We start from the raw sequence: 22,409 nt of genomic DNA on the forward strand, positions 1-22,409 counted from the left end.
CGCTGCCAGATTGGCAGCAATTATGTCCCATAATAGAACAGGTTCACGCGATCAGGCGGTCCAGTCGCCGTGCTGCGCCATCCACACGCCGATTGCGGCGATTGCTGCGGTTTCCGCGCGCAGGATTCGGGGGCCGAGCGCGACTCGGCGCACTGCGGAGACCGTGAGCAGAAGGTCGCGCTCGCGCACCGTGAAGCCGCCCTCGGGTCCGGTCAGGATCGCGGCGGGCGCCGGCGCAGCGATCGTCGCCATCGGCGCGCCGCCCTCTTCGTCGGCGAACAGGAGCGTGCGATCGCCGGGCCAGCTCTTCAAGAGCTGCGGCAGCTTCACCGGATCGGCAAGCTCGGGCACTGCCGTGCGCCCGCATTGCTCGCATGCCTCGACGATCTGCGCCTCGAGGCGCTCGCTCTTCACGCGCTCGACGATCGTGCGTTCGGTGATCACCGGCTGAAGGCGACGGACACCCAGCTCGGTCGCTTTTTCGATGATCCAGTCGAGGCGCGCTTTCTTGACGGGCGCGAAGCAGAGCCAGAGGTCGGGCACCTGTTCGAGCGGCCGCGTCTGGCGCTCGATGCGCAGAGTCGCGGCGCGCTTTCCCGCGTCGGCGATGACAGCGAGCCATTCGCCGCTGCGATTGTCGAACAGCAGCAGCGGATCGCCGGCCTTCAGCCGCATCACGTTCAACAGATAATGCGCCGCCGGACCCTCGATGACAGGCGCGGCATCCGATCCCAGCGGCTGGTCGATGAAAAGGCGGGGCGTGCTGGCGGGCGGCCAAGCGGGTGTGGCGGGCATCAGACGGCGATAGCAGACGGCGATTTCTTGCGCATCTGTCGACGCAATAGAAACGCTTGTGTCCCGATACGGGTCAGAAAGGGCAGAAAACTGCGGATGCCGCCGGATGCGATTAGCAATTTGGTAAGCACTCCTGCCTTAGGTGCAAGACGCCGGACACGCATCTGGGTGGGTAGCGGGTGTTGGCCAAGAGGGGTTTTAGACCATGCGAGGGACCTTTTTCCGCCGCCTAAAGGCTGGCACCTCGAACCTGATTCGCGACCAGCGCGGCAACGCCATGATGCTGACGGCAGCCATGATCGTGCCGATCGTCGGTTTCGCCGGATCGGGCATCGACATCGGGCGCGCCTATATGGCGCAGCTTCGCCTGCAACAGGCGTGCGATGCCGGCGTGCTCGCCGGCCGCCGCTCGATGGCGGGCGGCGCCTACACGACTGAAGCGAAGTCCGAGGCGAGCAAGATGTTCTCGGTCAACTATGCGTCCGATGCCTATGGCAGCACGGGCGTCACCTTCAACTCGGTCGCGCAAGGCACCGCCGACGTCAACGGTACCGCGACGGCACGTCTCCCGTCGACGGTGATGCGCGTATTCTCTTTCGAAGGTTTCGACCTGTCGGTGAACTGCACCGCGAAGCTCGAAATCTCCAACGCCGACATCATGATGGTGCTCGACGTCACCGGGTCGATGGACACGGTGAATTCGGGCGACTCGGTGTCACGCATCGAGGCGCTGAAGTCGGCGTCGGTCGCGTTCTTCGATACGCTGACGACCGCCGACCTGGGCGACGGGCGTCTGCGGTTCGGCGTCGTGCCGTACAGCGGTACGGTCAATGTCGGCTCGATCCTGTATGCGGCCAACCCGGCCTGGATTGCCGACAAGGCGCCGACGCCGTCGCGCACTCCGCACTTCGACAACTGGAGCACCGGAACATCGGTCGACGGCGCCGTGAGCGGCACGACCTATCCCGGCACGGCGGTATCGGGCAGCAGCTGGTCGACCTATTCAAACCTGTCGAGCGGCATCACGCAGGCGAATTGCACGGTAGCTGCGCAAGGGGCTGGCGGCACCGCCAGCAAGTCGGGATCGCCGACGTCGACCCAGACCAGCCAGTATATCGACGGCAGCGGGAACAGGATCACGAAGTCGGACGTCAAGCAGGACTGGACGTACAAAAAATACGAGTATCAGTGGAGCTCCGGCAGCAGCCGATGCCAGCGGCGTCAGCGCGACTATCTCTATACCGAGACGAATCCGTCGACGCTGACCCAGGTTCCGGCCTTCTCGCACTTTACCTATCAGAACCGCGACCTGGATGTCGCGGCCGGCAAGGACGGCACTGGCCTGACCTTCAGCACGGGTACCAAGGGCGTCAATGAAACCTGGAGCTGGGGCGGTTGCATCATCGAACGCGCCACCAAACCGTTCAGCTCGACGCAGACGGCGCCATCGACGGCCTATGACATGAACATCGATTTGGTTCCGACCGCGGATGAGGCGACGCAATGGCGGATGTTCCTGTCCGACTTTGCCTATAGTCGCAATTCGACGGCGGACACCGACTCGACCAGCACGTCGAACGTCAACAGCTTTGGCGACAATGCCACGGGCGGTTCGGACATCGCGGCCTGTCCGCCGGCGGCGATGAAGCTGACGACGATGACGAAAAACGATCGGACGACCTTCTCGAACTACATCGGTTTGCTGAAGGCGCAGGGCTATACCTATCATGACGTCGGCATGGTCTGGGGCGCGCGGCTGCTGTCGCCTGACGGTCTGTTCGCGAGCGAAAATGCGACCGCGCCGAACAACCGGCCGATCGCACGCCACATCGTCTTCATGACCGATGGCGAACCGACCGCGCCGCGTTCCAACTTCTCGTTCCAGAGTCAGGAGCAATCGACCGGGCGCATCGGCGCGACGAGCGACACCGACGCCGTCAACCGCCACGTCAATCGATTCCTCCAGATCTGCGAGGCGATCAAGGCCAAGAATGTGACGATCTGGGTCGTTGGCTTCGGTACGTCGATCACGACGCCGCTGAAGACGTGCGCGACGCCGGGCAAGACCTATTCGGCAGCGAATTCGGCGCAGCTCAATGAGAATTTCCAGGCCATCGCCCGGCAAATCTCGAAGCTGAGGCTGTCGCAGTGACCCGGCGGTTCGCTTTCGTCCGCCGCCTGGCGCGCGACCGGCGCGCCACGGCCTTCATGGAATTCGCGCTGGCGGCGCCGCTCTTCCTCCTGCTCGCGCTCGGCGGCATCGATTATTGCTGGCAGCTCTATGGCCAGCAGGTGTTGCAGGGCGCCGTGAACAAGGCGGCGCGCTCGTCGACGCTCGAAGGCTATATCAACGACCCGTCGTCGCTCGACGCCGAGGTAAGGGCCCGCGTGCGGAACGTCTTCAAGGACGCGCAGGTGAATTTTTCGCGCAAATCCTATGAAAGCTTTACCGAGGTCGGCAAGCCCGAACCCTTCACCGACAAGAATGCGAACAACAGCTATGACAGCGGTGAATGCTTCGAGGATATGAACGCCAACGGGGCTTGGGACGCCGACCGCGGTTCGACCGGTAACGGCGGTGCCGACGATGTCGTCGTCTATATTGCGTCGATGAAATATGACCGCATCCTGCCGGTCTGGCGGATGCTCGGCCAGCCGCAGCAAAAGACGCTGGTTTCGACCACCGTGCTGCGCAACCAGCCGTTCAACGCCAACACAGTGTCGAGTAAGGTGATATGCACGTGAACCCGCTCCTCCGCCGGACGAAGATCGCTGGTCGGCGCGCCCTGCGCCGCACGCGCCTGCTTCGGGACAATCGCGCGACGGTGATGGTCGAAATGGCCTTTTGCGTCCCGCTGCTCGTCCTGATCGGCTTCGGCGGCATCGAGATTTCGAACCTGACGCTGGTGAACACGCGGATCAGCCAGATCGGCCTCAACACCGCCGACAATGCGGCGCGTATCGCCTATGGCAGCAACCTGTCGCTGCCGCGTGTGCGCGAAGTCGACATCAACGACGTCTTTGCTGGCGCCGAGGCGCAGGCCTCCGGCCTGAGCTTCAAGCAGAACGGCCGGATCATCCTGTCGAGCCTCGAGGTCAATGACGACGGCGGCCAGACGATCAAATGGCAGCGTTGCTATGGCGATCTGAACATCAATTCGAGCTATGGCCCGCAGGGCACCGGCGCGACCGGATCGAGCTTTCCGGGGATGGGCCCGTCCAACAACCAGGTCAAGGCGGTGTCGGGCACGGCGATCATGTTCGTCGAAGTCACCTATCGATATCAGCCGGTTGCCTATGGTAACTGGCTGGGTCCGCGGACGATCCGGAACGAGGCGGCCTTCAATATCCGCGAAGGGCGCGACCTCGAAGGGCCGGATGGTGGCGGCGTCTATAATCCGTCGCCCTCGGTCACCAAGTCGTCCTGCACCTGACGCGCCGACGTCCGATTTCGTAATCGGTCATTTATCGGCGACGCTCCGGCTGCTATCGCGCGCCGGACGATGACTGCAACGCACCCGCCCGACAGCCAGCTTCAGGGTTTCCTCGCCTATCTGCCCGCAGGTGCGCGGCCCTATGCGCTGCTTGCGCGGTTCGACCGGCCGATCGGTTGGTGGCTGCTCTATTGGCCCTGCGCCTTTGCGCTGGCGCTCGGCGGCGGCGCGGTCGATCACTGGCCGCTGCTCCTGTGGCTTCTGCTCGGCGCGATCGCGATGCGCGGCGCGGGCTGCGTCTATAACGACATCGTCGACCGCGATCTCGATGCGCAGGTCGCGCGCACCGCATCGCGCCCTGTCGCAAGCGGTGCGGTTTCGGTGCGCAATGCGCTGCTGTGGACCCTGCTGCTGTCGCTCGTCGGGCTGCTCGTCCTGATCCAGCTCCGCTGGCCGGCGCAGATCGTCGCGCTTGCCAGCCTCTTTCTGGTCGCTGCCTATCCCTTCATGAAGCGCATCACCTGGTGGCCGCAGGCGTGGCTGGGCCTGGTGTTCAGCTGGGGCGCGCTCGTCGGCTGGGTTGCGGTCGCAGGGCCCGAAGGATCCGGATTACCGCTTCTGTACGGCGGCTGCATCGCGTGGGTGATCGGTTACGACACCATCTATGCGCTCCAGGATATCGAGGATGACGCGCTGGTCGGCGTGAAGTCGAGCGCGCGCGCGATGGGGCGACATGTAAAGGGCGGCGTCGGCCTGTGCTATGCGCTGGCGCTGGCGTTTTGGGGCGCGGCGCTCTGGGCCGTCCGCCCCGATCCGCTGGTCCTGGTCGCGCTGATCCCGGCTGCGCTGCACCTGACGGGGCAAGTCGTCACGCTCGATCCCGCCAATGGCGCCGACGCGCTCGCGAAATTCCGCAGCAACCGCTTTGCGGGGCTGCTGGTGTTCGCAGCGATGCTGGTCGTGGGCAGCGCGCCCTGAGTTTCGATCCTCCCTGTCGCGAAGCGATGGGGAGGATATCATTCCGCCGCGAGCAGCTCCTCGGCGCCGCCCAGATCGACCGACACAAGGCGGCTCACGCCCTTTTCGATCATCGTGACCCCGAACAGCCGGTGCATGCGTGCCATCGTCACGGCATTGTGGGTGACGATCAGATAGCGGGTGTTCGTCTCGCGCGTCATGCGGTCGAGCAGGTCGCAGAAGCGCTCGATATTGGCGTCGTCGAGCGGGGCGTCGACTTCGTCGAGGACGCAGATCGGCGCCGGATTGGTCAGGAACAGGCCGAAGATCAAGGCGATCGCGGTCAGCGCCTGCTCGCCGCCCGACAACAGGGTCAGGGTGCCGAGCCGCTTGCCCGGCGGCTGCGCCATGATTTCGAGCCCGGCCTCGAGCGGATCGTCCGAATCGACGAGTTCGAGATGCGCCTGGCCGCCGTTGAAGAGAGTCGTGAACAGGCGCTGGAAATGTTCGTTCACCGTCTCGAACGCTGCGAGCAGCCGGACCCGGCCTTCGCGGTTGAGATTGCCGATCGAGCCGCGGAGACGGTTCACCGCCTGCGTCAATTCATCGATCTCGGCAGCGCTCTTCTCGCGCTCGGAGTCGAGTTCGGCGAGTTCGTCGGCAGCAACGAGATTGACCGGGCCGAGCCGCTCGCGGTCGGCGATCAGCCGGTCGTGCTGCGCCGATTCCGCGGTCGCATCATGGACGCTGTCGCTGTCGAACCCGGCCTTTTGCGGGAGCAGCGGCGGCGGGCATTCAAAGCGCTCGCCCGACAAACGCCCCATTTCGATGCGGCGAAGTTCGGCATTTTCGGAGCGGGCGATGGCGCCTGCGCGCGTCTCGCGTGCGGCCGCGACGCGCTCGCGGATCGCGGTGAGCGCGGTTTCGGCCTCGCGCAGCGCCGCTTCGGCTTCGCGCTCGCGCGCCTCGGCGCCGCCGACTTGTTCGCGTAGCGCGGCCTGCTGCGCTTCTGCTGCGCCGCTGTCGGCCGCGAGCCTTGCGGGCAGATCGGCCAGCTTGGCGGCTTCGGCGGCGAGGCCTTCGGCGCGCTTGTCCATCTCGGTGATACGGCGTGCGGCCTCGCCGGCGCGGGCCTTCCAGCTCTTGATTTCGGCGCTGACGACGGCCTGCCGTTCGCTCAGGGCTGCCAGTGTGCGGTCGTGCGCGGCGAGCGCTTCGCGCGCTTCGCCGGCGTCGTTGCGCGCGCGGTCGGCTGCGGCTTCCTCGGCCTCGAGCGCGGCGCGCGCGATGCCGTCGTCGGGAAGTGCGGCAAGCGCGGCGTCCTGCGCCGCGAGCCCTTGGGCGGCTTCCTTCGTGGCTTCGGCAATTTCGCCGAGCCGGCGGTCGAAGAGTGCAGCAGCGTCGCGGTGGCGGTCGAGCGCGGCCTGTGCCTGGTCGGCAGCGCGCAGCGCCGTGCGGCGCGTCTCGTCGGCTCCGGCCAGGCCTTTGCGTGCGGTTGCCGCCGACTCGGCGAGGGCGCCGGCCCTGGCGGCTGCGGCATCGCGCCGGTCGCGAAGTTCCTGCACGCCGAGTTCGACCTGGGGGCGCTGCGCGGCGAGATCTTCAAGGCGATTCTGGCGCATCAAGCGTTCGGAGGCGGTCGCGCCGTCGCCGCGCGTCACGAAGCCGTCCCAGCGACGCATCACGCCATCGGCCGTCACGAGGCGCTGCCCGACCGCGAGCGGCTGGCCGTTGTCGGCTTCGGCGACTGCGACCTGCGCCAGGCGGCGTGCGAGCGCTGCGGGGGCATTCACGAAATCGGCGAGCGGCTTGGTGCCGGGAGGCAGCGCGGGATCGCCCTTTGCCGCGTCGGCGCCACCCCAACTGCGCGCGGCGTCTTTGCCGGTGCCCGCGTCGAGGTCGTCGCCCAGCGCCGCGGCCAGCGCGGCTTCATAGCCCGATGTCACGCGGAGCTGATCGAGGATGCGATCCTTTCCGCTGCGCGCGGCGGCGAGCGCCCGCTCGAGCGTGGTGGCTTCGCCGTCGAGCGCAGCCAGGGCAGCGCGCGCTTCGGCAAGGCCTGCTTCGATCGTTGCCAGGTCTGCGGCCGTCGCTTCGCGATCGGCTTCGGCTTCCTGCAAAGCCGCTTCGGCTGTTGCGATCGCTGCTTCGGCGGTTTCGGCCGCTCGCGTGCTTTCGGCATGCGTTGCGCCGAGCGCAGCGCTGTCGCCGAGCGCAGCGATTTCGGCATCGACACGCGCCTTGTCATTGGCAACGCGGCGTACTGCCGCGTCGGCGGCGTCGCGTGCCGAAACGGCAATGCGCCGGTCGGCGGCTTCGCTCGCGGCCTTGGCGCGCGCCTGGGCCAGCGCGACTTCGGCATCGCGCAGGCGCGCCTGCGCGGCGTGGTTCGCTTCGGCGAGCGCCGTCTTGCCCGCGCCGTGCTTTGCGACGTCTTGCGCAAGGACCTTGGCCTCGGCGTCGAGCGCGGTCAGGGCGCCATGCGCTTCGCGGGCAAATTCACCCTCGCGCTCGCGGTCATCGGCAAGGCGCTGTTGTTGCGCGGCCAGATCCTGGAGCCGCTGGCGCGCCGCGCGCTCCTCGCCCTGAAGGCGGACGAGCGTCGCGGTTGCATCGGCGAGCGCGTCGCGCTTTGCCTGCGCTTCGGCGCGCGCGCTGCCGACACGGGTCGCGACTTCGGTCTGCGCGGCGGAGACCGTATCCAGCTCGTGCTGTGCTGTCTTCACCGCGGCTTCGGCGTTGTCGGCGTCGCGCCGGGCTTGATCGGCCGCTGCGGCGGCATCGCGCCAGCGGGCGTAGATCAGCCGACCCTCGGCGACGCGGATTTCGTCGCTCAGCTTCTTGTAGCGTTCCGCCGCGCGCGCCTGACGGCGCAGCGCGTTGGCGCGCACTTCCATATCGGCAACGATTTCGGACAGGCGCGTCAGATTGGTTTCGGTCGCGCGCAGCTTTTGCTCGGCGTCCTTGCGGCGGACGTGCAGTCCGGCAATGCCCGCGGCCTCCTCCAGCATCGCGCGGCGATCGGTCGGTTTCGCGGAAATGACGTTCGCGATCTTGCCCTGACTGACCAGCGCGGGGCTGTGCGCGCCGGTCGCCGCGTCGGCAAAGATCAGCGCGACGTCCTTCGCCCTCACGTCGCGGCCGTTGGCGCGATAGGCGCTGCCGGTGCCACGTTCGATCCGGCGGATAATTTCGAGTTCGCGGCCCTCGGTGGCGTCGGCCAGGCCGGCGACCAGTTCGCCTTCGCTGTCGCAGTGGATTGCGACTTCGGCGAAGTCGCGGGGCGGGCGCGATGTGGTGCCCGCGAAAATAACATCCTCCATGCCGCCGCCGCGCATCGACTTGGCGGAGGATTCGCCCATCACCCAGCGGATCGCTTCGAGCAGGTTCGACTTGCCGCAGCCATTGGGGCCGACGACTCCGGTCAGCCCGGGTTCGATGCGCAATTCGGTGGGTTCGACGAAGGATTTGAAACCGGTCAGGCGCAGCCGCTTTATCTGCACGAAGCCACCTCGTGCAGTTTGCCGAATCGGAGCTGGCGTAACCTTGGTGTCACATATCCCCCTGCAGCCGTCATGCCGCGCAGCAGGGGGAGTCGCAAGGGCTCTCTAATCCTCGTCACCCGGCTTTCGCCGGGATGACGAAAATGGATCGGGAACCGGCCTCAGCGGGCGCCCATCGTGCGCAGGCGATCGCGGAGCGGGCCCCATGCCGCAATGCCTTCGGCGACCTGGCCGTTGATGACGAAGGTCGGCGTACCCTGGATCGTATATTTCTCGGCCGCGGCGTTGGTGCCCGCCTCAAGCTTCGAGATATTATCGATATTGCCCAGGCAGGCGTTGATCTGGTCGGCGGTCACGCCGCGCGACTGGAAGAAGGTGTCGAGCTTCCACGCTTTCGCCAGCGCGGGAAAGCGCTGTGCGGGGGGGAGCTTCATGGCCGCTTCGCCGCCTGCGCCATTGGCCTGTGCGCCAGCGAACAATTCTTCCTGCGAAGCAAAGACATTCTCGGCGAGCGGGAAATAGCGGTCTACCGGTGCGCACTGGATGATCGCCGCGGCGGTGGCGTCGAGCGGATCGCGGATGAAATTATGAACTTCCAGGCTGACGCGGCCGGTGTCGATGAAGTCGCGCTTGATCTCCTCATGGCTTTCCTTGGAGAATTCTGCGCAGTGCGAACAGGTCAGCGACGCGAACTCGACGACCTTGATCGGCGCGTCGGGGTTGCCCATCACATAGCCGCCTTCGGCGGTCTTGCTGACCGTTTCCGACCATGTCTTGCCCGCAGGCGCCGCGACTTTTGCGACAACATCCTGTTCTTTGCTCGGGTCGGTCTTGCTTTCGCCGCAACCCGCAAGCGCCAGCGCGCCGAGCGAGGACAGAAGGAGGATGCGCAGGGGGGACTTGGTCATGTTCGGGCTTTCTCCAATAGATCCGGTTCGGCGGGCTTTTACGAGCCCTTCAGCGCGGCGTCGAGTTTCGTTTTCACCGCCGGCCATGCGGTCACGCCGGCTTCGCGACCGTTGATGAAAAAGGCGGGGGTGCCGTGCACGTCGTCGGCGCGGATCGCGATGTTGGTCATGCCGGTAATCTCGGCCTGCGCGACTTCGCTGTCGAGGCAGGCGTGCAGCGCCGCGACGGTATAGCCGCGCTTCTGCATCAGCGCCAAAAGCCCGGTATCGGCGGCAATCTTGCGCGCGCGCTGCCCGGTCGTGCCTTCGTACCAGCTCGTCTTTTGCGCGGTGCTCGCTTTCACGACCTTGTCGAGCCAGACGGGCTGCGCCGCAAAGATCGCCCGGTGGTTGCCGGCAAAATTATTGACCGTGCCGCAGCGGGCGAGAAGCGCGGCGGTCATGTCGACCGGATCGCGTACCAGATTGCGGTATTCGAAAAGAACGAGACCCTTGTCGATATATTGAAGCTTGAGCGGGCCGTCGCCGAGCTTCGAGAATTCGGCGCAATGGCTGCAGGTGTAACTGAAATATTCGACCATCTTCACCTTGGCATCGGGATTGCCGACGATGTGCGCGCCGATCGCGCTGGTGGCGATATTCGCCGACCAGAGCGGCTTGGCCGGCGCCGCCGCGGCGACAAGCGCCAGCGCGCTTCCGGCCAACGCGGCGGTTGCCAGGGCGCGGAACGGGAACAGGGTTCGAAATGCCGACATGGTTGGCCGTCTTTCCTAGCTTATCTTGGGGATTTTGGGCGCCGACGCCAGCCCTGCCGCCATGCGTTCGAGCACGGTGCGCAGTTCCGGGTCGCCGATGTCGCGCAGGCTATCCCCCAGTTCCGCCGGTACCGGTTTCAGCATTGCCGGTGGCTGAACGGCAGGGGCGGGGGTGACCTGGCCGTGGGTCATGCGCACGGTCGCGATCGCGGCATAGCCGAAGAAGCGGTTGACCGCGCCGATGATGTCGGGTGCGACATGCTGGAGCATCGGGGCGTGCGCGCCGCTGATCGTGAGGTGCAGCGTGCCGCCCGCTTTCTGCCCGACGGGAAAGCGGATCATCGCGGGCTGCGTCACATCGGCAAGCCGGTCGCCGACGATCTCGCGCCAGCGGCTGACCACCGACGACTGGATGAAGCCGAATTTGCGGAAAGCGGTGCGGCCGATTTCCGGAACAAGGTCTGCGATCGATCGCGCCTCGCCGCCGCGCGGCCGCTCGTAAGGACGCGCGGCAGGCTTGGCGGATTTCGCTCCGCGCTTCGCCGTCGCCTTTTTGGCGGGCTCGTCCTTCCCCACGTCTTTCGTCATCCCCGGCGCCATGCCATAGGCGGGGGGTGAGCGTCCAGACTTCGCACATCGATGGCAGTTTCGCGGATCGGCTGCTTGGCTGGTACGACCGCTCGGCGCGCGCGCTGCCGTGGCGCATTCCGCCGCACAGCGACGCGGTGCCCGACCCCTATCGCGTGTGGATGGCGGAGATCATGCTGCAACAAACGACCGTCGCGGCCGTCGCCGCCTATTTCGAGCGGTTTACTGCCCGCTGGCCGACCGTCACCGCGCTGGCCGCCGCGCAAGACGCCGATGTGATGGCGGCGTGGGCGGGGCTTGGCTATTATGCCCGCGCCCGCAACCTGCTCGCTTGCGCGCGGGCGGTCGTGGCCGATCATGGCGGGCATTTTCCGGGCAGCGAGGACGCGCTGCGTACCCTGCCAGGGGTCGGCGACTATACCGCCGCATCGGTCGCCGCGATCGCTTTCGGTCGGCCTTCGGTGGTGATCGATGCCAATGTCGAACGCGTGATGGCGCGGCACCGGCTCATCGAAACGCCGCTGCCCGCAGCGAAGCGCGAGATTCGCCGCGAACTGGCGCCGCTCGTCCCCGACGACCGGCCGGGCGATTTCGCACAGGCGTTGATGGACCTTGGCGCGACCATCTGCACACCGCGCTCGCCCCGTTGCGCGATCTGCCCGCTGATGGCCGATTGCCGCGCGCGGGGGCGGGCCGACATCGACCGGCTGCCCGTGAAGCCGCCCAAAAAGGCGAAGCCGCAACGCCATGGTCTTGCCTGGTGGATCGAGGAGGATGGCGCGATCTGGCTTGTCCGCCGACCCGACAAAGGCATGCTCGGCGGGATGCGGGCGTTGCCTGGCGACGAATGGACCGACAGCGCGCCGCTCGAATCCGGCATCCTTCATGTCGACCATGGCTTCACCCATTTCGACCTTCGGCTCACGCTCGTTCGCCGCGAAAGCGCGCTTGCCGCAGGGGAAGGCGAATGGTGGCCGCTTTCGGCGCTTGACGCGGCGGGATTGCCGACGCTCTATCGAAAACTGACCGACAAGATGCGGGAGAGAGTTGCATGAACATGATGGTTTCGCGCCGGGCGTTGCTGGGCGGTATGGCGCTGGGCGGGGCGGGTGCGATGCTACCGGGCGCGGCCTTTGCGTGGAAGGCCGACGGCGCGGCGCTCTATCCCTCGACCTACGCCTTCGTGAAAGGCTTCGTAGACCGGCGCGAGCTTGCCGGAACGCTCGCGGCGATCGGCAAGGGTCAGGACGCGCTCGATGTTTTCGGCGCGGGTACGCAGGCGATGGATTCGGCGAAGGCGGTCGATGGCGACACGCTGTGGCGGCTCTATTCGATGACCAAGCCGGTGACCGGCATGGCCGCGATGTTGCTCATCGAAGAAGGCAAGATGAAGCTCGATCAGCCGATCGCCGATTTCCTGCCCGCCTTCGCAAAGATGAATGTCCAGAACACCCCCGACGGGTCGATCACCGATGTCCGCCCCGCCAAAGGCCCGATCACTGTGCGCCAGCTGCTCACCCACACCGCGGGGCTTGGCTATGGCATCGTCCAGAAGGGGCCGCTCCGCGACGCGTATAACGAGGCGGGGATCCTGGGTGGCCAGGTTAGCCGGCTGCCGATTCCGGGCTTTCCGCCTGCAGTCGCGGCGCCGGGGCTCGCCGCTTTCGCCGACCGTCTCGCCAAGCTGCCGCTCGTTTACGAACCCGGCACGCGCTGGAGCTATTCGGTCGGGCTCGACCTGATGGGCCGCGTGATCGAGGTCGTGTCGGGCCAGCCGTTCGATGCCTTCCTGAAAGCGCGCATCTTTGGCCCGCTCGGCATGACGAGCACGGGGTTCCAGGTCGCGGCGGCCGATGTCGGGCGGCTCACCACCAACTATGCGCCCTATGGCGGCGCGTTGCTGCCGATCGATCCCGCGACGAGCTCGATCTATCTCGACCCGCCGCCAATCCCCTATGGCGGGGGCGGTCTTGTTTCGAGCGCGCGCGATTACGACCGTTTCCTCGCGATGTTGCTCGGCGAGGGCGAAACCGGCGGCGTGCGAATCCTGAAGCCCGAGACCGCGCGGCTCGCGATGTCGAACCTCCTGTCCGATGCGGTCGATACCAAGGGAACCTTCGTCGCGGGCGAAGGCTTCGGCGCGGGCGGGCGTGTCTCGCTGCCGACCTCGCCGACGGGCGAGGGGATTTACGGCTGGGGCGGCGCGGCGGGAACGATTGCGTTCGTCGATCGCAAACGCGGCTATCGCGTCGGCGGTTATGCGCAATATATGCCGTCCGAAGCGCTCCCCTTCCAGCGCGATTTCGGCAAGGCCTTTTTCGCCGATGCGATGACGCGCTGATGCCTTTGCCGCTTGGCTTTACCGGCGCGCGGCTCGACCGCGCGGATCAGTTGCGGACGAATGCAGAGGCTTTTGCCGCAGCGATCGCCGATCCGCGCGCGACCTGTCTCGCCATGGACGGGATCGATCCGGTTCCGGGCGAGGGCGGCGGCTTGATGTGGGATCCGCTCGACCCCGCCGACGACCGGTTCCTGATGCTGCTGGGGATCGACGACGCGGGTGCTCCGCATTTTGTTCGCGCTCCCGCGCCGGGGGCGCGCATCGACGCGCGCTCGCGCACCGTCATGCGGCTCCTTCCGCTGCTGTCGTCCGAGGAAGCGGCGCTCTATGGCGGCGCACGCAGCCTGATCGACTGGCACGCACGCCACGGTTTTTGCGCCGTCTGCTCGGCGCCGACCGAGATTTTCCGTGGTGGCTGGGGGCGGCGCTGTGGCCAGTGCAACGCCGAACATTTTCCGCGCGTCGACCCGGTGGTGATCATGCTTGCCGAATGCGAGGGCCGCGTCCTCGTCGGACGCCAGCCGGGATTTCCGCCCGGATTCTTCTCGGCGCTCGCGGGCTTCGTCGAACCGGGCGAATCGCTCGAGGAAGCGGTGGCGCGCGAATTGTTCGAGGAAGCCGGAATTCACGTCTCGGACGTGACGTATGTGGCGAGCCAGCCCTGGCCTTTCCCTTCGTCGCTGATGATCGGCTGCCGCGCTGTCGCGCACGATCCCGCGCTGACGCTCGACACGACCGAGATCGAGGCCGCGATGTGGGTCGACCGCGCCGAGGTGCGCGCGGCGCTGGCAGGCGAGATGGGCGCAAGCTTCATGGCGCCGCCGCCACTCGCGATCGCGCGCTATCTACTGGAAGATTGGGCGGCTTGAATCGTCCCTATCGCGGCGCGACAGGAACGATCGCACATATCAGAACCGATTGCCGGTAATCCGGCTGATTTCCTTCGCCACCATCGCCTCGACCATCGAGGGCAGGTTGGTGTCGAGCCAGTCCTTGAGCATGGGGCGGAGCGCGTCGAGCACGACCTCCTCCATCGAGCGGCCACCGGCGGGTGAGGGCGCGGCGGCTGCGACGGCGGGAGCGACTGCGGCGGTCAGCGCGTCGAGCGACTGGCGCGCGGCGTCGGCACTTGCGGCCGAAACCAGTTCTTCCTCGGTCGGAATCTCGGGCACGGCATCGTCCTCCGATTCTTGCTCGTCGAGATCGAGGACATCATCGCTCTCTGTCGCGAGAAGTTTCTCGCGGGCACCGGGGGCCTCGTCACGCGCGATGACGCGGCGAATCGACGACAATATGTCTTCCATAGATGGCTCTCGCGAAAGATCGCCCATTACTGCCCCCATTTGCCCGCTCAGGGCCCCACGATATCAGGGTCGCCCTTACAGGCGGTTAACCATCATCTTACCGGTCGGGAGCAGGCTTTGCCAAGCCTTATTGTTTCGGTCCCGCTTCGACATAGGCAGGAACATCGGCAGTGGCTGCCGGAACCGCCTTGGTATCGGTCGCCTGCTGTTGCGGCTTCGGATCGTCGGCCCAGTCGAAGATCTGGCCCCTCACGCGGCGATAATTGACTTCGGGATCATAGAGCGCGCCGCCCTCGATCCCCAGGTCGCGGGCTTCTGCCTTGCCCATCGCGGCGAGAACCGAGAAGGCAGCGACATAGCTGTTGCGCCGCGCCGACACGAGCTGGACCTGCGTGTTCAGATATTCCTGCTCGGCGTTCAAAATGTCGAGGATTGACCGCGTGCCAACACTGTTCTCGGCGCGCACGCCTTCGAGCGAAAGGCCGTTCGCGCTGACCGCTTGCTCGGTCGCGGCGATGATCCGCTCGTTCGCCTGCCACGCGGCATAGGCGCCGCGCGTCTGTGCAATCACATCGCGTTCGATCGCGACATAATTCTCGATCGCCTGGCTGGTGCGCGACTGTGCCTGGCGAACCTGCGCCGACGGGCGGCCGCCCTGGAAAATCGGCAGCGTCACCGAAAGGCCCGCCGTTGCACTCGTCGTCGTCTGCGCGAACCGGTTGCCATTCTGGTCGACGCCCTGGATCGAGCCGAGATAGTCGCTGTAGCCGCCGCTGACGATGCCCGACAGCTTCGGCATGCGCGTCGCGCGCGCCGCACCAATGTCGGACTTCGACGCGTTGACCAGCTGGTTTGCCGCTTCGATGTCGGGATTGGTGTTGAGCGCGATCGCCACCGCATCTTCGGCCGTCGCGGGCAGGTTCGGCAGCACCGGCGGGGCTTGCAGGTCGACCGGCGCTTCGCCGACGAGCTTGATATAGGCTTCGCGGCTGGCGATCAGATTCGCCTCGGAGGTGCGCAGATCGCCTTCGGCCAAGGCGAGGCGCGCCCGTGACTGCGCGACGTCGGTGCGCGTCAGGTCGCCGATCTCGAAGCGATCGCTCGTCGCCTGCAAATTGGTGCGCAGCACCGACACATTCTTCTGGTTGAGCTGGACGATCGCAATATCGCGGATGACGTCCATATAGGCGCCGACGACCTGCGAAAACACGCTCGCTTCGGTCGCGCGCAAATCGGCCTGACCCGCCTCGACGCGATATTTTGCTGCCTTCACCGCGTTGCGAACCGCGCCGCCCTGATAGATCGGGACGGTAACGCGCCCGCCAAGGCTCAGCGACCGCGACGGCGACGAAAAGCTGTTGCCCGGCTGGACGAGGATTTCCTCATAATCGGCCGAGGTGCCGATGTTCGGAAGCCCCGACGCCTTCTGGATCGGGACATTCTCGTCATTCGCGCGCTGCTGCGCGCGCGCGCCGGTCAGCGTCGGGTTATTCTCATAGGCCTTGGCCAGCGCGCCTTGCAGCGTCTCGGCGTGCGCCGGCGCCGCAACCGTCATCGCCCCCACCGCCAGGCCGGCAAGCCAGCGAGCGCGGCGACCGATAGTCTTGTTCTTCTTATCGTGCATCGTGATGATCAGCCTGAAACGGGGAAAGGGGAGATGCCTTTAGAACTGGAATCGCTGGGGTGCGGCAAAGCCGGGCAGCGGCGCGACGTCCATGTCGGCGAAAGAGCGGATCGCGATCGTGCCGCCCGCCTTCACCCCCTGGACAAGGCGCGTGACCGTGCCGTCGCGCCATGCGGCGACGATCCGGCCGCCTTCGACCAGCTGCTTCGCCAGCGCGTCGGGCAGCGCCTCGATCGCGCCCTCGATGATGATGCGGTCGAACGGCGCCGCTTTGGGCGCGCCGGCAGCGAGCGGCCCTTCGATCCATTTGATGTCGGTACCGGTCACGGTGGCGCGCGCGGTGCCGAGCAGGTCGGCCTGTTCCTCGACCGCGTGGACTTCGGCACCCAGCTTCGCAAGCAAGGCGGCCGTATAGCCCGTCGCAGCACCGATCAGCAGCACGCGCATCCCGGCGCGAATCTCGGCGGCAACGAGCAGGCGTCCGGTGACGAGCGGCGGGTTGAGCGCGCGCCCTTCGCCCAGCGCGATCGCGCGGTCCATATAGGCGACGCCCGACAGCGCGGCGGGCACATGCGCTTCGCGCGCCACGCTTCCCATCGCGGCGATGATGGCGGGATCGATCACGTCGTTGGTCCGCAGCTGGCTGTCGACCATCGCCGCACGCATGTCGGCCGCACCAATCTCGCTCAATTTCGTTGCCATCGTTCCGTTTCCGATTCCCTGGGACCCAAAGCTTTGCGGGCCGCTTTAGCCCAAGCGATGCTGTATTGCAATACTAATACAGCCATGCCCGCGCGTCGCGCCGCGCATAGCTGGCAAAGCGAAAGCCGCCAAGCCCGCAGTGCGGCGGCGAAACGCGAAACAGCGCCAGTGTCGGGAAACAATCGGATTGCAGTGGCGGACCATGTTCGCTAGGGGCGCTCACTCCACGCTAATCTGCGTTCGAGGCCCGATGGCGGAGTGGTTACGCAGAGGACTGCAAATCCTTGCACGCCGGTTCGATTCCGGCTCGGGCCTCCATCTATATGTCGATTAGCAACGAAAACTACTCATTGTGAGCAATTGAGTAGTTGTTGCGGAACGAGAAAAGTTGCTCTTGCTGACAAATCCTTTCCCACGGCAACCGAATCTGCCGAGGACCGATTGATCTGCTCGTCGCGCCAATGTGCGTCCGGATTTGATTTGATGAGTTTGACAGTTCGGCTGAGCGATTGGCAAAGCCGGTTGCGCGGTCGCGTTTGCTCGTCGCGGCAATCCCGCAGTCTGTCTTAGAACGAGGTTGCCTCGCCCTTTAAAAAGCGGCCCAGGAATTTCACCGGACCAAGGCGGGATACAGAAAGAGGGCCTAAGAAGTTAAGTCTCCGGCGAGCTTGCTTGCCGGCGGGTAATGCCGATTCGACGGCGGTCATCTTTTGTGCCGCGCCTAATCTCCGCAGACCAACCATTACAAAGTTGCATTCTCCCCGCGACGAGCGGTCACCGCGACAGACCGCCCGCGCCGACGATGACCGACAATAGATGGGTTGTCAGCGCAGCCGCGCTCTTTCGGTAGGCGATCTCCCCCCAATCATCCCAACGGTGCACCCGCTCGGCGATCCAGGCGAAGAGGTCATCGCGCGATTTTGCATCGGCGAAGGACTGCGACCACGCGATATTGCGCGTCGGCATCCGCGCGCCAACCTTAAGTCCGGTCAACGTCACCAGGTATCGACTTCCCAAATCTTCGCGCGCGAACAGATGGCGACGAAATCCAACCTGCTGCTCAAAGGTGATCAGCGCCCGCTCCCGCGCCTCGGCGTCGAGCCCTTTGCTCGCACTTACCGCGGCGACAACCGCCGACATTGGCAAGCGCTCGAATTCGGGCTCGCGCGTCGCCTGCAGCATCATGAGGACCGACCTGCCCAAAGATGTCAGTCCCCCGTCGAAAAAATTCCTCTCGTTCGATTTCCCGACCATTCCGATGCTGGCGAGCCAGCACTGATAGAAACGCCAGAACATCATGTCCCCGCCAAAAATGTCGTGCTGACGCTCTTCGCCGCACCACATCGATTTTATCGCGGTCATCACCCTGAGCATCAGTTCATGCTGTTCGGGCGCGAAGTGGACCGATGGGAAGCCAAGCTCGCCTACCCAGAATGCGTCCCTGACGCTCGCCCAATTTCGCCCAGCCTCATCCTCGTAGCCGCGCGGATTGGCTCGAAGCCACCAGCCCCACGGGAGTTCGCCGACGTGACGCTCAAAGTCAGCCACGGCGACCCCCGCGACCAGGATCGAGGCCGAGCGGCGGCGGCGCGCCATCGCGCGCGGGCATCGCGCCTCCTTCAGCGATTGCTCGCAGCTGAGCCGCGAGGGCGATCGTTTCCCGGACAACATAGGCGTCGTCACGATATATCCGGGCAAGTTCCGACGACTTCGATCCGGAGGAATTCGGCCTATCGTTCGGACTAAGATCGTAGGCATGATCGCAACTGAAGCCGAACCACCACGCATGCGAATTTTCGACCCGGTGGTCGGTTGCGTGTTCTACCGGATGGTAGAACGCCGGTCGTAATGTCACGTGGCAGATGCGGCGCGCCTCTACGGCTAAACGACGTGCCGGACTTGGCCCTTCCTCGCACAGTCGTGAATAGGTCAAACCGCCATGCACATCGATACCGATGTCCGGCGGAACTGCGTCGGCATCCCAGCCCCAGAGAGGGTGATCCTGGGGAATGCCGACATATCCGCATAGAAAGCCACTGTCCGTGTCACGCAACATGATGCAGTCGTAGCCACTCACCTCGTCGCGCCAGCTGACCTTGTCCGCCTCTCCGAGCCACGCGCCCTTGCCACCGGGCCGCGCGGCCTGATCGTAGAATATTTCTTCCGCGGGAACGACGCATTCGCGGGTTGCATAGGCTCGGCCGGTGACGAGACCGACGCCACCTTCTCGCGCGACATCGCCTCCAACGCCGATTAGTTTCGCCAGAGCGAGTTCGGAGTCGACGATCGACAGCAGCGTGTCGTCCGTGGCGGGCACGACCGCAAGCGTGGCAGCCTTTCGTTTGACGGGCGCCTTATGCCTTCCGGTCGGGACGAGCGCGGTGGACTTGGTGGACTTTTTGGTCATGCCTTTTCTCCAATCTAATAAGGGGTGTCGATGCGCATCGTTTCGGGCTGAGCGTTTATGGCGGTCGGTTCGATGGCGCTGTTGGTGCGTAGCGTTCCCGCCACGTCAGCCGCTCGATGATCGGTCCAAGAGCTCGGGGATTGGCCTCCATCGAGTAGACATGACTGGCGAGCCACCATTCCTCCTCGGCGCGACGGGCGTCGGGCACTTCTCGCCACCAGCATTTCGGATTGCTCGCAGCGTCCCAGCGGTAGCCCCGCAGTCGCAGCAAGTCCTTCACCTCGAAGGAGGCGCCGACCGCGCGGAATCGCCAGCTTGGCGCGCGGGCGTTAGTGAGCATCTGCGCGAGCGCAGTCGTGCCATCAGGTATATTCTGTCGTAGAATTTGGATCACCGCGTCGACATCGTCCACGGCGCGGTGCGCACCGTGGAAGTATCCGCTCTGCGCAAGAAGCCACCCCAGCGACCGGCCGTCGAAACCATTGGCGCGCCAGTCGATGTCGTTGCAGCTGCAGCACCACGCAAGCCCCGCAGCCTCCGGTAGGCGGCGTTCGACATGACGACGATCGAAGGCAGCATTGTGCGCGCAGACAAACGTGGCAGATTTGAGTAGTCGCACGGCCACCCCGTCGTCGATGGATTTGCCGGCTACGTCGACGTTGGTGATGCCAGTTAGGCGCACAATGTCCTCGGGCAGTTGGCATCCCGGATCCTCTAACCACGAGTATGGCCGGTCGATCTTGACGATCACGCCAGCCGGATCGACGCGGAAGCGCCGCAACGCGAGTTCGATGATCGCGTCATCATCACCGATGCCGGTTGTCTCGCAGTCGACGGCAACGCCGATAAAGGTATCGACCCGGCCGCCGACGCCGGTCTCTCCCTCGCGGACATCGAGCCGGCGCAGCAGGCGCACATCGTCATCGCCGTTCGGCACGCACAGCGCACCCGGATCAGGAACCTCGTCCTGCATGGTTGTCTCCGATCGTTGAAGGAACTTTGCCTGGGCCGAACGCCCCCATGATGGGCGGCGGACGTGGTCAGGAATATTGTCAGGCCGCGAAGCGCTGCCTGAGGCTAACGTTTAAACGACGCGTGACGACATAGGCTCGGCGTCGACCATCCTCATTTTGGATCAGACGTCGATGCGCTGCTCGATGGTCACTGCGAAATCATTGTGTAATGGATGATCTGCTTCAGGCGCCACACGGCGGATAAGTTCCGCGACGGGCTCCTGCACCAATGCCATCGCCACTGGGGTTGATTGGTGGAAACCTTCGCGAATGTCGGCGACATTGGCGGCAGAATGCCCAAAGCGTTCACACAAACGAGCCGAGATCTCGGACGGCTCATGTGCGATGGAGGCATGGAACGCCTGAAGCATCAGCTTTCGGCTAGAATATATGATGGTCGCCGTGAACAAGCGGGGCGCTGCCAAAGGCCGACGACCGGAACAGTGATCCTTTTTTCCCGCCTTCCGTTTGGACGACATATGTTGCCGTGATCGTCGGCGCTTGTCCTCATCATCGTTTGAAAGAAGCGTATCAACGACCGTGGGCGCGAGGTCGAGTCCAAGTGACAGCCCATGGACGAGAATGCTGCGTAGACAATGCTCGCGCTCGAGGCACGCGTCGATAGCCGCCCTGCCATCAAACAGCCGCCGCGGTGCGAGCATCCATGACATAGGGTCATGCTCGATGCCCTCGCGCTGGAAGCGGCCTCCCGTTTCTACCGCAACCAGAGCAACGCGTGTAATTGCGCGCCGTGTGGTGATGATGGCGGTGTCATCGTATGGACAGTCTTCCGCAAGGGGATCGAGAACGATCGGATTTACTTCGATTGAGGCAGCGCTGCCGGGAATGGTTTGCGGGGCAATGGTCATGATGTCCATTGGAAGTCTCCTGGTCGCCGAAGTGGCAATTCCTCTTATGCAAAAGCGGGGCGACACCGCCGGCGAATGACCATATGGAAACTTCAATTTATATTTCAATAGTTCGCGAAGTATTGCACGTTAAAATCTGTTAACCAGGATTGCGAAAGCCCACAGTTTAAGGGCTTCTCGAAGGGCACATCGCAAAAATGAATGTCCGATGGGCCGACAGTTCTGCTTCGATGACCGCCCTACAGGCCCAACAGTTTCCTTTTCTGCGCGTCAAATTCGGCGTCTGTTAGAACGCCGTCATCGCGGAGCTTGGCGAGCTTAGCCAATTCGTCGGCTACCGACGGTGCTGCCACCTCTTTAGCCGCCGCCGCCGGGGTCGTATCTGGCGCTGGCTTAGCAACCTCGGTCCAGTCAGGACGGAACGCCCGTGCAACAGTCACTTTCACGGGTTTACCATCGCGCATCAGTTCCACGACGTAAGTGGGGGTCTGCGCGGCCTTGGCGGTGGCGTCCAGATAATCGTCGTATTGCTTGAACTTCTTCCCGGCCACTGAGAACACGATATCGTTTGGCTTTATGCCGGCCACTTCCGCAGGGCTTCCCGGATCAACCTCAGTAACTCTCAACGCCGCATTTTTCCCCATCGCGTAATCGTCCGATTTGAATCCCATCATGACGTGGTTCGGGAATCGTGTGCCGACAGGGAATGTTCCGCCGGCGGCGCTCATGAATGAAAAAATGCTGTTCTGAAATTCCGGTCCTGAGAAATCGGTGCGCTTCATCTGCCCGAAGGCCATCTGCAGTTCCATCCATCCCGATGCCTGGACACGGGACACGCCGCTGATTTCAGCAACGTTAAAACGGAAGAAGCGGCGCGGCGGGGTTGAATAGCTGTTACCCATGAGCATCTGCCCCAACACCGACTGCCCCATGTTCATGGGAGCCTCGCAGACAAGATCTGTCGGGGTCGAAGATATGACCGTCCAACGGGCGTCGATGCACTTGTTCGACAGCTTACCAACCGCCTCACCGGCGTGATTAGGGAATAGCATCTCCGCCGCGCCGGAAGGCGTCACAGCCATAAATTCGTCCGCCAACGCCGGCACCGAAATATACGTCAAAACTAAAACACAAAGTAGCCGCCCCAATTTCATTTTTAATATCCCCCAAACTTTCGCACATTGTCGGCGTGTATATCCCAACCTCACT

Annotated in this window: 21 protein-coding genes and 1 tRNA gene; 8 read left to right on the forward strand and 14 right to left on the reverse strand. The window is 64.7% G+C overall.

Annotated features, from left to right (window positions below; all coding sequences use genetic code 11):
* Window positions 1–51: 51 nt before the first annotated feature.
* Window positions 52–795, reverse strand: a complete 744-nt coding sequence (locus ACO055_RS15840) for a 16S rRNA (uracil(1498)-N(3))-methyltransferase (RefSeq protein ID WP_422059792.1) — start codon at window positions 793–795, stop codon at window positions 52–54.
* Window positions 796–1,000: 205 nt separating this feature from the next.
* Between ACO055_RS15840 and ACO055_RS15845 the strand changes: the two genes are divergently transcribed.
* The 4 genes from ACO055_RS15845 (at window position 1,001) to ubiA (ending at window position 5,207) form a co-directional block, all read left to right on the forward strand.
* Window positions 1,001–2,947 carry a pilus assembly protein TadG-related protein gene (locus ACO055_RS15845; RefSeq protein WP_422059793.1) on the forward strand — a complete coding sequence of 649 codons (1,947 nt, stop codon included), beginning with the start codon at window positions 1,001–1,003 and terminating at the stop codon, window positions 2,945–2,947.
* A complete protein-coding gene (locus ACO055_RS15850; protein WP_422059794.1) occupies window positions 2,944–3,540 on the forward strand; it encodes a TadE/TadG family type IV pilus assembly protein in 597 nt (198 codons plus the stop codon). The genes ACO055_RS15845 and ACO055_RS15850 overlap by 4 nt, the downstream gene beginning before the upstream one ends.
* The gene (locus ACO055_RS15855) at window positions 3,537–4,229 is read left to right on the forward strand and encodes a TadE/TadG family type IV pilus assembly protein (protein WP_422059795.1); all 693 of its coding nucleotides are present in this window, start codon (window positions 3,537–3,539) and stop codon (window positions 4,227–4,229) included. Before ACO055_RS15850 ends, ACO055_RS15855 begins: the two co-directional genes overlap by 4 nt.
* Before the next feature lie 69 nt (window positions 4,230–4,298).
* Complete coding sequence (gene ubiA / locus ACO055_RS15860) at window positions 4,299–5,207, forward strand: 4-hydroxybenzoate octaprenyltransferase (protein WP_422059796.1); 909 nt, start codon at window positions 4,299–4,301, stop codon at window positions 5,205–5,207.
* Between the two features lie 38 nt (window positions 5,208–5,245).
* Here ubiA and smc read toward each other — a convergent pair whose 3' ends face one another.
* The 4 genes from smc to ACO055_RS15880 form a co-directional block, all read right to left on the reverse strand.
* Window positions 5,246–8,689 (reverse strand): chromosome segregation protein SMC, encoded by a 3,444-nt coding sequence (smc, locus tag ACO055_RS15865; RefSeq protein ID WP_422059797.1) that lies wholly within the window; start codon window positions 8,687–8,689, stop codon window positions 5,246–5,248.
* A gap of 161 nt (window positions 8,690–8,850) precedes the next feature.
* The gene (locus tag ACO055_RS15870) at window positions 8,851–9,597 is read right to left on the reverse strand and encodes a thioredoxin domain-containing protein (RefSeq protein ID WP_422059798.1); all 747 of its coding nucleotides are present in this window, start codon (window positions 9,595–9,597) and stop codon (window positions 8,851–8,853) included.
* Between the two features lie 38 nt (window positions 9,598–9,635).
* Window positions 9,636–10,352 (reverse strand): thioredoxin domain-containing protein, encoded by a 717-nt coding sequence (locus tag ACO055_RS15875; RefSeq protein WP_422059799.1) that lies wholly within the window; start codon window positions 10,350–10,352, stop codon window positions 9,636–9,638.
* Window positions 10,353–10,367: 15 nt separating this feature from the next.
* Complete coding sequence (locus ACO055_RS15880) at window positions 10,368–10,940, reverse strand: DUF721 domain-containing protein (protein ID WP_422059800.1); 573 nt, start codon at window positions 10,938–10,940, stop codon at window positions 10,368–10,370.
* A 26-nt stretch (window positions 10,941–10,966) separates the two neighbouring features.
* On the opposite strand from ACO055_RS15880, the gene ACO055_RS15885 reads away from it, so the two are divergent.
* From ACO055_RS15885 to nudC, 3 genes are read left to right on the forward strand one after another with little or no spacing between them, the layout of a single operon-like run.
* A complete protein-coding gene (locus ACO055_RS15885; RefSeq protein WP_422059801.1) occupies window positions 10,967–11,995 on the forward strand; it encodes an A/G-specific adenine glycosylase in 1,029 nt (342 codons plus the stop codon).
* Window positions 11,992–13,281: a serine hydrolase domain-containing protein gene (locus ACO055_RS15890; RefSeq protein ID WP_422059802.1), complete on the forward strand. Its 1,290-nt coding sequence runs from the start codon at window positions 11,992–11,994 to the stop codon at window positions 13,279–13,281. The genes ACO055_RS15885 and ACO055_RS15890 overlap by 4 nt, the downstream gene beginning before the upstream one ends.
* The gene (nudC, locus tag ACO055_RS15895) at window positions 13,281–14,150 is read left to right on the forward strand and encodes an NAD(+) diphosphatase (RefSeq protein WP_422059803.1); all 870 of its coding nucleotides are present in this window, start codon (window positions 13,281–13,283) and stop codon (window positions 14,148–14,150) included. Before ACO055_RS15890 ends, nudC begins: the two co-directional genes overlap by 1 nt.
* Before the next feature lie 39 nt (window positions 14,151–14,189).
* Here nudC and ACO055_RS15900 read toward each other — a convergent pair whose 3' ends face one another.
* The 4 genes from ACO055_RS15900 to ACO055_RS15915 form a co-directional block, all read right to left on the reverse strand.
* Complete coding sequence (locus tag ACO055_RS15900; protein WP_422059804.1) at window positions 14,190–14,585, reverse strand: DUF2497 domain-containing protein; 396 nt, start codon at window positions 14,583–14,585, stop codon at window positions 14,190–14,192.
* A gap of 127 nt (window positions 14,586–14,712) precedes the next feature.
* Window positions 14,713–16,209 carry a TolC family outer membrane protein gene (locus tag ACO055_RS15905; RefSeq protein WP_422059805.1) on the reverse strand — a complete coding sequence of 499 codons (1,497 nt, stop codon included), beginning with the start codon at window positions 16,207–16,209 and terminating at the stop codon, window positions 14,713–14,715.
* A gap of 39 nt (window positions 16,210–16,248) precedes the next feature.
* A complete protein-coding gene (locus ACO055_RS15910; RefSeq protein ID WP_422059806.1) occupies window positions 16,249–16,911 on the reverse strand; it encodes a protein-L-isoaspartate O-methyltransferase family protein in 663 nt (220 codons plus the stop codon).
* Window positions 16,912–16,984: 73 nt separating this feature from the next.
* Complete coding sequence (locus ACO055_RS15915) at window positions 16,985–17,134, reverse strand: hypothetical protein (protein ID WP_422059807.1); 150 nt, start codon at window positions 17,132–17,134, stop codon at window positions 16,985–16,987.
* 21 nt (window positions 17,135–17,155) lie between these two features.
* Between ACO055_RS15915 and ACO055_RS15920 the strand changes: the two genes are divergently transcribed.
* Window positions 17,156–17,229 (forward strand) — tRNA-Cys (locus ACO055_RS15920).
* Window positions 17,230–17,685: 456 nt separating this feature from the next.
* On the opposite strand, the gene ACO055_RS15925 is transcribed toward ACO055_RS15920, so the two are convergent.
* The 5 genes from ACO055_RS15925 to ACO055_RS15945 form a co-directional block, all read right to left on the reverse strand.
* A complete protein-coding gene (locus ACO055_RS15925; protein WP_422059808.1) occupies window positions 17,686–18,507 on the reverse strand; it encodes a hypothetical protein in 822 nt (273 codons plus the stop codon).
* Window positions 18,452–19,318, reverse strand: coding sequence for a hypothetical protein (locus tag ACO055_RS15930; RefSeq protein ID WP_422059809.1), 867 nt, complete (start codon window positions 19,316–19,318; stop codon window positions 18,452–18,454). The genes ACO055_RS15925 and ACO055_RS15930 overlap by 56 nt, the downstream gene beginning before the upstream one ends.
* Window positions 19,319–19,373: 55 nt before the next feature.
* Window positions 19,374–20,291: a 3'-5' exonuclease gene (locus ACO055_RS15935; protein WP_422059810.1), complete on the reverse strand. Its 918-nt coding sequence runs from the start codon at window positions 20,289–20,291 to the stop codon at window positions 19,374–19,376.
* A 162-nt stretch (window positions 20,292–20,453) separates the two neighbouring features.
* Entirely contained in the window at window positions 20,454–21,209 is a 756-nt protein-coding gene (locus tag ACO055_RS15940; protein ID WP_422059811.1) for a hypothetical protein, read from the reverse strand.
* A 230-nt stretch (window positions 21,210–21,439) separates the two neighbouring features.
* On the reverse strand, window positions 21,440–22,354 hold the full coding sequence (locus tag ACO055_RS15945; RefSeq protein ID WP_422059812.1) for a PDZ domain-containing protein: 915 nt from the start codon (window positions 22,352–22,354) through the stop codon (window positions 21,440–21,442).
* Between the last annotated feature and the right edge of the window lie 55 nt (window positions 22,355–22,409).

It is taken from the genome of Sphingopyxis sp., from assembly GCF_965227415.1.
Classification (GTDB): domain Bacteria; phylum Pseudomonadota; class Alphaproteobacteria; order Sphingomonadales; family Sphingomonadaceae; genus Sphingopyxis.